The following is a 13,836-nucleotide window of genomic DNA, read 5'->3' as shown; positions in this document are numbered from 1 at the left end:
TTCACGCCACCACACCGCGAAGATCAGGAACAGGCCACATTCGGCCCACAAGATCAAGATTCAGGACAGGCTCTCAGGGGGCTTTCGTCCGGCAGGTTCCCATCGCGTCGCCATACGGACGGTCGGCTTTGCTTCCCGTCCCGGGTGCTTCAGGCCACAACCACTCGCTCTTGTACCTGGAACGTGTTCGGATCGAGCACCTCGGCCAGTCGGTCGCGGACCATCTCCGGTGTCAGGGAGGTGTCCGTGAAACCGGCGGTATGTCCCGCCGCCAACCGTGAGACCTTTCCTCCGCCAGCCGATAGTGTCATCCCGGTGAGCTCGCAGTCCTCGTGAGCCAGGTAGGCCACCACCGGGGCCACCAGTTCAGGGGGCATCTGCTCTCCGTAATTGGCTAGAACTGACGGAATGTCCTGGTCGGGGGCCAGCGACATGCGCGTTCCGGCGGCCGGCCCGATGCAGTTCGCCTTTACTCCAAATGGCTCCCCGTCGACGGCCAAGCAGTTGGTGAACCCCCAGATGGCCCCTTTGGCTGCGCTATAGGCGGTGCGATTGGCAATGCCGATCACGGTACCCGAGATGGTGTTGACAATCCGCCCTTTTCCGGATTCGATCAGGTGGGGCCAAGCCGCCTGAACCAGTCCTAGGGTGCCGTAGAAGTGTATCGCCATGTGCAGTTGAAAATAGTCAAGATCGCTTTTCGTGAACGGAAGGCGACCATTGATTCCCGCGTTGTTGACGACGATGTCCAAGTGGCCAAACGTGTCAATCGCGGTCGCGATGATTGCTTCCGGCCCCGAGTGGACGTCCTCGATGCTGGCGGCCGCCCGTCCTCCCAGTGCAGTAATCTCGGCCACGACGTCGTTCGCCGGCCCGGCGTCACTCTCATGGCCGTCGAGATTGGATCCAATGTCGTTCACGACGACCGCGGCACCGCGCTCCGCCAGTAACAACGCATATGCCCGACCGATTCCTCGGCCGCCGCCGGTGACTATGGCGACTTTCCCGTCGAATCGAAGCATTCGTACTCCTCATGTTGTCGAAGCGCTGCCTGCCCGGCCGTCACGATCCCATTCTGGGTGACGACGTGTCAAGAACGGCACTATCGCGCCTAACGGCCAAGGCCGACACCGACGCGGCGGGTCACCAGAGAAGGCCCCGCGATGACGGATCTACCAGCATTCAGGTGTTCAGTGTTTGTACTAATCAGGCGATGCCGGTCAATGACGGCGGCATGCTTCTCGCGCCGCTGAGCCGAAGGTTCCCAGCCGGCCGCCCTGGACGTAGATCTCCCGCGGTGACCCGTTCGGTCAGGCGAAGGGTTCCTTGCCTTGCCCGTGGACGACGACACCGGTGCCGCGTTCCTTCGACCTTGCGCCGGAATTCCAGGGTCCACAGGCCGAGGCGAGCGCCGTCGGCGTGGGCCTGTAGTCCATGAGCGCGGTTCCCGGGCCGAGTCCGCGGCTCTCGGGAACGCCTCGACGTCGCGCTGGGCGATTCGAAGATCATCCGGCCCGCCGATGGCGTCGATCTCGACCCAGGCGCCGGCGGGTACGGCCTGGATCGCCAGGCGAGCCAACCTCGCATGGTGGGGCGGCCAGGACCAGCCGGCGGCCGGCGGAAGGCTTGACCAGTACGCATCATGCGGCTGGGCCGTCAGGTGCGGCAGCCGAATCAACGCGCGCCGCGCCTGGGCGCGGACAAGACCGACGGCGGGCCGCGGGAGTGCCGCGGCCAGTCCCGTGGCGTCCTGACACCGCTTCGGAGACCACATCATGCCCACCGGACATCCTCGGCCAGAAGATCACGGAGGTCGTACCGTCTCGGAGGACTTCCCCGGCCGCCGGTTGCGTGTCCGCCGGCCAGGTCGACCGCTCGTGAGGTTGGGGCCGCCGGCTCAGCTGAACAAAATGAGCAACTGAACGCTCGGCGGGATGCGGCTGGGCAAAATTCCCTCGCGTAATTCAACTGAACGAGAGACAGGTCGGCGTGCTCCGAGAACTGCTGTTCAGCTGCGCAGGATGCACGGCCGAACGTGGACGGACGCGACGGAAACGGCATCCGTGGCGCAATTTTCCTGACTGAGATGACGCGAGACCTGTTTGCGTCGCGCGACTCCGGAGTGCCGTGGCGACGATTCTCTAGTGTCGCCCAGCGTCGCGGGACGACCACGATGGTATTGCTGACGGGCCGAACCAACCCGCTTTCACGGTGAGATCTGACTGGTATACAGCTTTACTGGATCCTATCTGGGATCATATCTTGCATCCAATGCTGGATACGCCTACTCTGATCCGAGCCACCCGATGGCTGGTGCTTCTCGTGAAGGGGTCAGGGCGCATGATTTTCATAGGCCCACTCGTGCATCGTGGTCGGCCGCCTGGCCGGGCGCGCCCCGAGGGCAGCTATGACTGAGGTAATCTGACCCCCCAGAGCTCGGGCGAACATGCCAGCGCGGCCATCTGATCCGACTTCGGCCTAGGGCTCTCTTTCAAGGCCGTTCCTCCTAGGAGGAGTGGCCGCGGGCTGCGGCCGAAGCCGATGAGCTGATAGGGCTTTCTTGTGTCCCGAGGGGTCGTCTCCCTGACGACCGCCGCGCGAGCGCGTCGTTGGGCTGGAGGTCTCGCTAGAAGATCTCCCCGTCGGCCAGTTCCGTCGACGCGATCGAGAGACGGCGGCGAATCCAATGCTGTCGGAGATTCGTGAAGGGGTCTCGCCATGGGCGATGCGCGGCGGCCTGGGTCAGGCCCGCTGGGATCCCATGGGTGACGCGCACAAACCTACGTCGGTCGTCGAGTTCACCTGTCGAATCGCGCGCCGGTTGACTCTCCTCTGCTGTTCGCGGGTCGAATGATTGCCTTTTCTGATGATGGAAGCCACGCGTGTTCCGGGACGTCGGGGCAAGCGGCGGATCAAAGAATTCTGGTAGTCCAGGCTGATGTGACCTCCGGCCGGGTCGCGCCCGTGTCAGTTCGTCTCTGTCCTGGAAAGGTAACGCGGAAGGTCGTGGAATGGCCGCATTAGCGCGTTCACTCGCCGGCAAGGCTGCCCGAGCGGCGCTGGTGGTCGTCGCCGTCACTGTGCTGACGCAATGGTTGCTCGAGCTGGCGCCGGGCTCGGTCGCGAGCGTGATCCTGGGCGAGGCGGCGACACCCGAGGAGGTTGCGCGCCTCGATCATGAAATGGGGTTCGACCAGCCGTTTCTGGAGCGCTACGGCCGATGGCTGGTCAACCTGCTCCAAGGCGACCTTGGAACTTCGCCGGTGACCGGGCAGTCCGTGCTTGGCCAGATCGTCGACGCCCTCCCCGTCACCGTCGAACTGATGGTGCTTGGCCTGTCATTCGGACTGCTGCTGACGCTGGTGACCGGGGTGCTTGCGGCCCGGAACCCAGGCGGTCTCGCTGACCGGGTCGGCACCGCCATGAGCTCGATCGCGCTGGCGGTACCAGCCTTTGTCGCGGGCCCCGTCCTGGCCTACCTCGTCGCGGTCCGCGCGGGGTGGCTTCCGGTGACAGGCTGGTCGCCGATCTCGGAAGGCCTGGGCGACAACCTGCGCTACGCCCTGCTGCCCGCGCTCTGCGTGGGCCTGCTCGAGTTCGGGATCCTCCAGCGGCTGCTGCGAGCGGACCTCGTCGCCACGATGAACGAAGACTTCATCGACTCGGCCCGCGGCCGAGGAGTGTCAGAGAGTCGGCTGCTGCTGCGGCACGCCCTGCGACCGGCGTCTCTTCCGCTGCTGACCATCACGGGTCTGACCGTTGGCCGCATGCTCGGTGGCACCGTGGTCGTCGAGGCGCTGTTTCGAACCCCGGGCCTGGGCATGCTGCTGACGACCTCCATCAGCAACCGGGACCTGGTCACTGTGTCAGGCATCGTCGCTCTCGTCGCGGTCGGTTATGTCGTCATCAACCTCGCGGTCGACGTCGCCTACGTCCTGGTCGATCCCCGTATCCGGATCAGGGCGGCGTCATGAGCACCGATGTCCTCCCCACGACGCGGCCTGCTGGCGCAAGCGCTGGAAAACCACGCACCTACACCCTTCGTGCTCGCCGTCCGTACGGACTGTGGATCGCGAGCGCCTGGGTCCTCCTGCTGGTCGGATGCGCCGTGGCCGCCGATGTCCTTCCCCTGGCCGATCCGGCCAAGCCGGTTGGCCGGGCACGGCAGGTTCCCTTCCACAGCCTCGCGCCAGACCAGATACTGGGAACCGACACCTACGGGCGCAGTGTGCTGTCCCGAGTCATCTTCGGTGCGCGGACGGACCTTCTGGTCACCCTCTGTGCCTGTGCGTTCGGCGCGGTGCTCGGCTGCCTGCTCGGTCTGCTCGCGGGCTTCGTGAAGGGCTGGGCCGACCGGGCCGTGTCCTTCCTGATCGATACGCTGCTCGCGCTGCCGCCGATCATCCTGCTGATCGCGATCGCCACGATCCTGCGTCCCAGTACGTGGACACTCACCTTCGGCCTGACCTTGCTCACGGTGCCCGCGTTCGCCCGACTCGAGCGCGGCGCGGCCCTGAGTTGGGCAGAGCGCCCGTTCGTGCTCGCGGCGCGCTCCTATGGAGCAAGCGGACTGCGCATCGCGTTTCGGCAGATTCTGCCGAACTCGCTGCTCACCGTCATCACCTTCGTTCCCACCGTCATCGCTGGCCTGATCGTCGCCGAGGGGTCGCTCGGGTTTCTGGGGTTAGGAATCCCACCGCCGGCCGCCAGCTGGGGGACGATGATCGCAGACGGGCGCGCGTCGCTGCGCATAGCGCCTCACGAGGTACTCGTCCCCGCCGCCGTGGTTTTCCTCACGGTGCTGGCGCTCAACACGCTGGGCGAAAAGGTCCGGGACCGCCTGGAAATCCGGTCGCGAACAGGCTAGTAGCCCCCTCCTCTACCCGCTGGGCGGCCATCACGCCAGACGCCGGGCCGGAGGAGGAGAGAAAATTTACACCGATAGCGGCGAGCCTGGTGACCGAATGGCGCCGGCGTCCGCGTCGAAAGACCCGCAGATTCGGCACTACCGTTCGTGCGTCGGCATCCGACGACGAGGCAGGAATAGATGGGGAGAAAGAGAATGCGTGTTCGGGTCCGCTTACGATTAGGCGCGCTAGCTTTGGCCGCGCTGGCCGGGGTACTGCCAGCCTGCGGTGGATCGTCCGACGAGGCCCCCGGGACGGCGCCAAGCGCGGCCACCGTTCGCCTGGGTGGCGCGGCGACCTACATTCCTTCGGGCGACGTCCGGAATCTGGAACCCGCGGCCCAGGGCAGCGTGACCTCCAGCGGGCCCTACATGAACGCGATCTTCGACGCGTTGTTCACGGTGGAGCCGAAGACAGGCAACGTTCGGCCGCGGATCGCGACGTCGTTCACGACGACCGACGGCCGGACGTGGACGTTGAAGCTCCGCGACGGCGTGAAGTTCAGCGACGGGACGGCGCTGGATGCGGAGGCCGTGCGGTTTAGCTGGGAGCGGTTGCGCAACGGTGAGGTGCAGGCCGTCGCGTCGGACGCGGTGCGCCAGATGGACACGATCACAGTCGTTGACCCATTGACGCTCACCGTGACCCTGAAAGCACCAAACTGGCAGTTTCAGCACGCCGTCCAGGACAGCTCTACCATCTGGATTGTCTCACCAACGGCCGTGCGCACACAGGGCAACGACGACTTTGCGCAGCACCCCGTCGGAGCCGGTCCATTCACGCTGAAGAGCAGAACGCCGAACTCCGACACAGTTCTGGCGCGGAACCCGAACTACTGGCAGACAGGTCTTCCCAAGCTGGACACCCTGATCCTGCGTCCCAATCCCGACGGTCAGCAGGCACTGGACACAGTACTGTCTGGCGGGGCTCAGGCGATGTATGACGGCGTCGGACAGCTGGCGACGCAAGGCAAGGACGCTGGGCTCAGCGCGCCACAGGACTACGGGATGCAGGGCGGCGTGACGTTCCTGTTCAACCAGGCCAAGGCGCCGTTCGACGATGTCCGGGCCCGTCAGGCTGTGGTTTTGGCCCTCGATCTCGACGAGATCAACCAGCAGGTCTTCGAGGGCGGAGCAGAGATTCCCAAGACGCTGTTCTCCCCGGATTCTCCCTTCTACGACGCGAGTTTGACACTTCCCGTGAACCAACCGGAGCAGGCGCAGGCCCTGTTCGACGAGCTGGCTGCGGAAGGCAGGCCGGTCAGTTTCACGATCAACACCACGTCGGGCTCGGCTTCGGCGTCCTACGCCAAGGCGATCCAGACCCAGCTGAGCACTTATGACAACGTCACAGTGGAGGTCGCGCAGACGGACGTCCCGACGCACTCCGCTGGGCTGCGCAACCACACGTTCCAGCTGGCCAGCTCGGGAGCACAGTCGGTCGATCCCGAACCGGCGCTGTACGCCGCCCTGCACTCCACCGGGTCGAACAACTACGGTTCGATCAAGGACTCGGCGATCGACCGAGGGCTTGACGCCGGGCGCGCGTCGTCCGACGAGGCCACCCGCCGTGCGGGCTACCTCGCCTTCCAGAAGGCCGTGATCGCGAATGTCCCGGCTATCTGGGCCTGGCGCTACCACCCGGTCGGGATCCTGGCGACGAACGTGACCGGCCTGCATTTTTACGGCCCGAGCTCGCCCCTGTTCGAGAACTTCGGCCTGGTCGAATAGCCAGCCTCCCGGCGGCGGGCACGGGCCAGTGCCCGCGATCCGCCGCCGGACGTCGTCGGACGCTGGCAACCTCCTGGAAAGAAAGAAGACGGCAGTGCGAGTTCGAAGTCGATTAGGCGCGCTGGCTGTGGCGGCGCTGACCTGCCTTTTACCCGCCTGCGGCGGATCATCGGGCGATGCTCCCGAGACACCGCCGAGCGCGCGTCCGGAGGCCGCCGTTCGCACCGGTGGTGAGGCGACCTACCTGATGGTGAGCGAGGCCCGCAACCTGGAGCCAGCCTCCCAGATCAACCAAGGATCAGCGGGCGGCCCGCTGATGAACGCCATCTTTGACGCGTTGTTCACCGTGGATCCGACGAGCGGGGACATCCAGCCGCGGATCGCGGCGTCCTTCGCGACCACGGACGGCCGGACGTGGACCCTGAAGCTGCGCGACGGCGTGAAGTTCAGCGACGGGACTGCCCTGGACGCCGAAGCGGTGCGGTTCAGCTGGGAGCGGTTGCGCAACGGTGACGTCAAGGGAGCCGTCGCCTCGGACGCGGTGCGCCAGATGGACACGATCACGATCGTTGACCCGTTGACGCTGACGGTGACGCTCAAGGCACCGAACTGGCAGTTCAAGTACTCGGTGCAGGAAGGCGCGACGGTCTGGATCGTCTCGCCGACGGCGGTTCGCGCGCAGGGCGCGGATGCCTTCGCGCAGCATCCAGTAGGGGCTGGTCCCTTCATCCTCAAGAGCAGGACGCCGAACGCGCAGACCGTGCTGGTGCGTAACCCGAACTACTGGCAGACGGGCCTGCCCAAACTGGACACCCTGATCCTGCGTCCGAACCCCGACCGGGACCAGGCACTCGACTCGATCGTCACCGGCCAGGCACAGGCGACGTACGACGGCGTCGGCCAGTTGGCCCAGCGAGCCCAGGCCGAGGGCCTCAACGTCCAGTCGGCCTATGGAATGCAGGGCGGCGTGGTGTTCCTGTTCAACCAGGCCAAGGCCCCGTTCGACGACGTCCGCGTCCGACGCGCTGTCGCCCTGGCCCTCAACCTGGATGAGATCGACCAACAGGTTTTCGAAGGAGCGGCCGAGGTGCCGAAGACGCTGTTCTCGAACAGCTCGCCGTTCTATGACGCTAGCCTCACCATTCCGTCGAACCAGCCAGAGCAGGCGAAAGCGCTGTTCGACGAGTTGGCCGCGGAAGGAAAGCCGGTCAGCTTCACGATCAGCGCCAGCACGAACACGGTTACCTCGACCTATGCCAAGGCCATCCAGACCCAGCTGAGCACCTACGGCAACGTCAAGGTGGAGGTCCTGGTCGCTGACTCCGCGACACTGGTGCGCGCGCAGCAGAACCACGACTTCCAGATGATGAACGCGGGCTACGCCTCGGTCGACCCGGAACCAGCCCTGTACGCGGGCCTGCAGTCCACCGGGTCCAACAACTATGGCTCGGTGAAGGACCCGGCGATCGACGAGGGACTTGACGCCGGACGCACCGCGTCCGACCAGGAGTCCCGCCGCGCGGGCTACCTCTCCTTCCAGAAGGCCGTGATCGCGAACGTTCCTGCGGTCTGGACCCACCGACTGCAGGCGATCACGATCCAGGCCGACACCGTCGCCGGCCTGCGTCTGTACGGCCCGAGCTCACCGCTGTTCGACGGGTTCGGCCTGATCGAGTAGCCCCGTGCCCGGTGGGCGGGTGCCGGTGCCCGCCCACCGGGCGATCGCGGCGCAGACGGCTGGAGGCCGTAGCCGCCGACGTGTCAGAACCCGTGTCCGAACGGTTCGGAGAGAGGACGGCCGTGAACAGAATCCGCGCCAGCGTCAAGCCTGGCGGCGCCGGGGCCGCGCCGGCGGAGGCACCGGGCCTGCTTCGAGTGGAGGACCTGCGAACCGTCATTCCGTCCCGGCGTGGCCCCATCTTTGCCGTGGACGGAGTGTCGCTGAAGGTGGACGGTGGCCAGACGCTCGGGGTGGTCGGTGAGTCCGGGTCTGGCAAGAGCATGCTGATCCGGTCCATCACGGGTCTCCTTCCCGCCGGAGGCATCCAGCGGTCGGGCAGCGTTCGGTACGAGGGTCACGAACTGCTCGATCTGGACCGCGCGCGGCTAGGTGCGTTCTGGGGCGTCGAGCTAGGCATGATCGCGCAGGACCCGATGACCTCGCTCAATCCGGTGCGTCGGGTCGGCGCCCAGATCACCGAGCCGTTGCGCCAGCACCTTGGTCGGTCGCGGCGACAGGCGCGCGACGAGGCGCTGGGCCTTCTGAGAATGGTCGGCATTCCCGATCCCGAACGCCGGCTGGTCGAGTATCCCCACCAGCTCTCCGGCGGCATGCGCCAGCGGGTGCTCATCGCGGCCGCGCTTGCCGCGCGGCCGCGCATGCTGTTCGCGGACGAGCCGACCACGGCGCTCGACGTCACGGTCCAGGCGCAGATTCTCAACCTGCTCCGGCGGATCCAGCGTGAGATGCGGATGGCCATGGTCCTGGTCACCCACGACCTCGGTGTCGTGGCAACGTGTACGGACCAGGTAGCTGTCATGTACGCCGGGCAGATCGTCGAGACGGCTCCGACGGCCGTGCTCTTCGACCGGATGTATATGCCCTACACGAGGGCGCTGTTCGCCTCGACACCCCGGCTGGCCGACCCGCCGCACACGCGGCTCGCGGTGATTCCCGGAAGGCCACCGGACCTGGCGGTCCCGTCCGGCGGCTGCCGGTTCGCGCCGCGCTGCGCCTATGCGCGGGACAAATGCCAGGCCGAGACCCCGCCGCTGGCCAAGGCCGACGAGCACGGGCACCTCTATCGCTGCTGGTTCCCCCTGACCGGCCGCGCGCCAGCCGACCCGGGGCAGCGCGAGCCAGCCGCGGTCCACGCGGCCGCGGACCGGATCGGCGCGACCAAGGAGGACGGCTGACATGGCCGGCAGTGGCACCAGCCATCTTCGTGACGGCGACGACGTCCTGCTGCGCGCCGAACGGGTGGTCGTGGAGTACCCGATGCGCGGCTCCCGTCAGCGGGTACGGGCCGTCAGTGACGTCAGCCTGGACATCGGCCGTGGCGAGACACTCGGTCTGGTCGGCGAGTCCGGATGCGGGAAGTCGACCATCGGCCGGGCGATCCTGCAACTGCCGCGTCCCAACGCCGGGTCGGTCCACTACGACGGCGTGGAGCTGACCGCGCTGTCCGGGCGTCGGCTGCGTGCCTACCGGCGGGACATCCAGATGGTCTTCCAGGACCCGCTGTCCTCCCTGAACCCACGACAGCAGATCGGGGAGATCCTCGCCGATCCCCTGCGGGTCTGGAAGCACGGGACTCCCGCCGAGCGTGAGCGGCTGGTGGCCGACACCCTCGAGGTCGTGGGGCTTGACCCGAGCGCGACCCTCACCCGCCGGCCGCACCAGTTCTCCGGCGGGCAGTGTCAGCGCATCTCGATCGCCCGGTGCCTGGTGCTGCGGCCCGGGCTGCTCATCTGCGACGAGCCGGTGTCCGCCCTCGACGTCTCCGTGCAGGCACAGGTGCTCAACCTGCTGGAGGACATGAAGGCCAGATACGGCCTGTCACTGCTTTTCATCGCGCACGACCTCGCCGTCGTGAAGAACATCAGCGACCGGGTGGCCGTCATGTATCTCGGGAAGCTGTGCGAGGTCGGGGCGCCCGAGAAGCTGTACCAGCGGCCAGCCCATCCCTACACCGACCTGCTGCTGCGGTCGATCCCGGAGCCGGACCCCAGCCGTCCGCTCCCGGACGCCGACCTCACGGCCGGTGAGCTGCCCTCACCGGCCGACCCACCGAGCGGATGCCGATTCCGGACCCGATGCCCGCGGGCCACCCAGCTCTGCGCGGAGGAGGAGCCCGTGATGCGGGAGCTCGGCGTCGACCACCACGTCGCCTGTCACCACCCGCTTCCCACTAGCGCCGTGCCGGCCGCGGCGCCGACGCCCGAACGCACGCCCGCGTGACGACCGCGTCCGGACGGCGCTGGCGACCCCGGGCCCGCGCCGGCGGCCGCGCACCACGTCAGCGCCGCCGGCTGGCATGGTCATTCCCAACCGGCGATTACCCGAACTATTCACTGGTAATAGTTCGGTTTCCTTCGCGCTTCCCGTCGGGCTTGTTGTTTCGATGTGTCGCGGTTAGAGTAATTTGGTGACTGAAAGGAGAAAACTGATGGCATCCGAGGCTAGTGGTCAGGATGTGCTCAGCTCATATCACATTATCGATGGTGATGCGCACTGGACGGAGCCGCCGGATCTCTGGACGTCACGCGCCCCGGCCAGCCTCAAAGGACGCCTGCCGTACGTCAAGCGGGTCAACGGCCGCGACCACTGGTTCATCGAGAACGGCGAAAGTTTTGGGCATCTCGGCACGTGCATCATCGACCAGTACGGCGTCAAGCACCGCGGCATCGAGGCTCCCGAGAGCCAGGACGTGGTGGACGCCGACGTGCTGGCCAACTTCAAGGACCCAAGCAGGCCGACGTTCGACGACGTGCACGCCGCCGCCTACGACGCGAAGGCGCGGGTGAAACTGCTGGACGAGCTCGGTCTGTGGGCCCAGATCGTCTACCCGAACGCCGCCGGCCTCGCCACGATGAAGTTCATGAACGACGTGCGGGACGCGGACCTGCGGCTGGCCCTGGTTCAGATCTACAACGACGCCATCGCGGAGTGGCAGCAGGAGTCGGGAGGCCGGCTGCTTCCGCAGGCCATCCTGCCCTTCTGGGACCAGGAGGCGCTGGAGCGGGAGGCCCGCCGGGCCGTCGAGGACCTCGGGCTGCACGGACTGGTGATCTCGGACAAGCCGGAGCAGATCGGCCTGCCCAACTTCACCACGTCCTACTGGGCGGGATTCTGGGACTTCTGCGCCTCGACGGGGACGCCGGTCAACTTCCACGTCGGTGGCAACCTCGACGCGAGCCCGATCATGAAGATGCCATGGGACAGTTTCGGGCCCGAGGCCTGGATGGCGATCACCGCGCCCTTGTTCGCGATGGGAAGCGCGCGCACCATCATGTGCTTCATCTACAGCGGAATCCTCGACAAGTACCCAGGGCTGAAGCTCGTGTCCGTGGAAAGCGGTATCGGCTGGGTCCCGTACTTCCTCGAGGCGATGGAGTACCAGCTCGACGAGATGATGCCCAACGAGGGAAAGGCGCTGCGCCGGCGTCCGAAGGAATACTTCCGTGACCACTTCTACACCACGTTCTGGTTCGAGCGCGAGGCGCTGAAGAATCTTGAGGCGATCGGGCCGGGAAACATCCTCGTGGAGACCGACTACCCGCACCCCACCTGCCTCTATCCGCACCGGGAGCACTTCGCGTCGGTGTTCCAGGACGTGAAGCCCGAGTACCGGCGGCGCATCCTCCAGGACAACGCCGCCGAACTCTACCGGGTCGCGTTGCCGGAGCCGGCGACGGTGTGACGGGCGGCCCCGTGCCGCCGTCCGAGGCGTCCGCCACGGCGGCCCGCGCCACTGGGCCGCCGCGGCGCTCGCCGAGCCGGAACGGCGTGCGCTGGGAACAGGCGTGAGAACGGGCACGGCACCCGGGACGGCCATGGAGATCTTCAGGAACCCATGGCCGTCCGGGTGCCGTGCCCGTTCGTCGTCGTGGGGCAGGCGGGCGGACCCGGGGCCGCCGGGGTCGTTCAGCCGCCGCGGGCCTCGACGAGCCTGCCGCGGTTGACCTTGGTGGCCTCGCTGCGGGGGATCGCGTCGACGATCTCGACGCTCTTCGGCACCTTGTAGGCGGCGAGCCGGTGTTTCGCGAAGGCGCGGATGTCCGTCAGCGTCGGCGGATCGGCCTGGTCCACGGGCTCGATGAGAGCGTGCACCCGCCGGCCCCACTCGGGGTCACGCAGTCCGATGACCACCACGTCGGCCACCTTCGGATGGTCGATGAGCGCTGACTCCACCTCGGCGGGGAAGACGTTGGCTCCACCCGATATGATCATGTCGACGCGGCGGTCGACCAGGTGCAGGTAGCCGTCCTCGTCGAGGTATCCCAGGTCGCCGACGGTCTTGAAACCGTCCGCGGTCGCTCGCGGCGGCGGTACGGCGCCGAGATAGCGAGCGCCTGAACTGGGCAGCGCCCCCGAGCGCAGATAGATCTCCCCGATCTCACCAGGTGACAGGTCCTCGCCAGCGGCGTCGAGCACCCGGACCTGGGTACCTCGCAGCGGCCGGCCGACGCTGCCCTGGTGCGCCATCCACTCGTCGCCGGTGAGCGCGGTGAGGCCCAGGCCCTCACTCATGCCGTAGGACATGAGGATCCGCTCCGCGCCGATCAGCTTGGCCCACCGGTGCACGAGGGATGGCGGCATGGGCGCCGCGCCCTGGTTGATCCAGTCGAGGCTGGACAGGTCCCGCGACTCGATGCCCGAAAGGTCGGCCATCCGCTGGAGCATTGTGGGTGTCGCGATGAAGTGGGAGACGCGATAGCGCTCGATGACGTCAACGGCGCGGGCGGCGTCGAACTTCTCCAGGACCGTGAGTCGGTCTCCGGCGATCATGACGTACAGCATCGAGAACGCGGTGACGTGGTACATCGGCGCCGGCACCATGATGTGCTGCGGCCTGGGGACCGGCCGCCAGTTCTCCATCAGGGGCGACCCGTAGTGCGGGTTGTAGGTGGAGGCGGTGCCAGCGAGGATCACCTTGGGCGTGCCGGTCGAGCCACTGCTGCAGATGCCGTGTCGGTGGGGGGAGACCGTGTCGGCCAGGTCCGGAATGCCGAGGCTGGCCGTGGTGTCGACCCATCCGACGTCGTCGGCGCCGAGATATACCCGGGGTTGGATCACCTCTCGTATCCGTCCCAGCTCCCAGTCGGGGAGGTCCCAGCGCACCGGCACGGGAACGGCGCCGAGTTTCCAGGCGGCGAACACGCTCAGCACGAGCTGCGGTGAGTTGCGCAGGCCAAGGCCGAGAAAGTCGCCCCGGGCGAGTCCCCGGACGGCTAATGCGCCGGCGAGCTGGCTCGACCGCCGGTCCAGCCAGCCCCATGTGTACGTGGGCGCGGACCCGTCCAGGCCGATGTGCCGGTAGATGGCCTCGTCCGGACGCGCGGCGGCCAACTCGCGGATCCGGCGGGCGAGACTGACCTCAACTTCTGTCATCGTGCCTCCTAGGGCGTATCTCGTGGATCAATGGCACCGGATAGTCTTCATGATCCATGGTTGGTCGGCATGAGATCACCGACAC

At 66.9% G+C, this 13,836-nt stretch carries 9 protein-coding genes; 7 read left to right on the top strand and 2 right to left on the bottom strand.

Annotated elements, in window-relative coordinates; all coding sequences use genetic code 11:
• Positions 1–149: 149 nt before the first annotated feature.
• A complete protein-coding gene (locus tag I6A81_RS41990) occupies positions 150–1,022 on the bottom strand; it encodes an SDR family NAD(P)-dependent oxidoreductase (RefSeq protein ID WP_203006686.1) in 873 nt (290 codons plus the stop codon).
• A gap of 1,989 nt (positions 1,023–3,011) precedes the next feature.
• Here I6A81_RS41990 and I6A81_RS41985 point away from each other — a divergent pair.
• The 7 genes from I6A81_RS41985 (at position 3,012) to I6A81_RS41955 (ending at position 12,060) form a co-directional block, all read left to right on the top strand.
• Entirely contained in the window at positions 3,012–3,974 is a 963-nt protein-coding gene (locus I6A81_RS41985) for an ABC transporter permease (RefSeq protein ID WP_203006687.1), read from the top strand.
• Positions 3,971–4,867, top strand: a complete 897-nt coding sequence (locus I6A81_RS41980) for an ABC transporter permease (protein ID WP_203006688.1) — start codon at positions 3,971–3,973, stop codon at positions 4,865–4,867. The genes I6A81_RS41985 and I6A81_RS41980 overlap by 4 nt, the downstream gene beginning before the upstream one ends.
• A gap of 234 nt (positions 4,868–5,101) precedes the next feature.
• The gene (locus I6A81_RS41975) at positions 5,102–6,637 is read left to right on the top strand and encodes an ABC transporter substrate-binding protein (protein ID WP_203006689.1); all 1,536 of its coding nucleotides are present in this window, start codon (positions 5,102–5,104) and stop codon (positions 6,635–6,637) included.
• Between the two features lie 127 nt (positions 6,638–6,764).
• Positions 6,765–8,315, top strand: a complete 1,551-nt coding sequence (locus I6A81_RS41970; protein ID WP_203006690.1) for an ABC transporter substrate-binding protein — start codon at positions 6,765–6,767, stop codon at positions 8,313–8,315.
• A 122-nt stretch (positions 8,316–8,437) separates the two neighbouring features.
• Positions 8,438–9,553 (top strand): ABC transporter ATP-binding protein, encoded by a 1,116-nt coding sequence (locus tag I6A81_RS41965; RefSeq protein ID WP_203006691.1) that lies wholly within the window; start codon positions 8,438–8,440, stop codon positions 9,551–9,553.
• A gap of 1 nt (position 9,554) precedes the next feature.
• Positions 9,555–10,598, top strand: a complete 1,044-nt coding sequence (locus tag I6A81_RS41960) for an ABC transporter ATP-binding protein (protein ID WP_203006692.1) — start codon at positions 9,555–9,557, stop codon at positions 10,596–10,598.
• Between the two features lie 208 nt (positions 10,599–10,806).
• Positions 10,807–12,060, top strand: a complete 1,254-nt coding sequence (locus I6A81_RS41955; RefSeq protein ID WP_203006693.1) for an amidohydrolase family protein — start codon at positions 10,807–10,809, stop codon at positions 12,058–12,060.
• A 224-nt stretch (positions 12,061–12,284) separates the two neighbouring features.
• Here the strand turns inward: I6A81_RS41955 and I6A81_RS41950 are convergent, their stop codons facing one another.
• Positions 12,285–13,751 (bottom strand): class I adenylate-forming enzyme family protein, encoded by a 1,467-nt coding sequence (locus I6A81_RS41950; RefSeq protein ID WP_203006694.1) that lies wholly within the window; start codon positions 13,749–13,751, stop codon positions 12,285–12,287.
• Positions 13,752–13,836: the final 85 nt, after the last annotated feature.

The sequence above is a fragment of the Frankia nepalensis genome (assembly GCF_016786325.1).
GTDB lineage: Bacteria > Actinomycetota > Actinomycetes > Frankiales > Frankiaceae > Pseudofrankia > Pseudofrankia nepalensis.
This window is presented reverse-complemented; position numbering and strand designations above follow the sequence as displayed.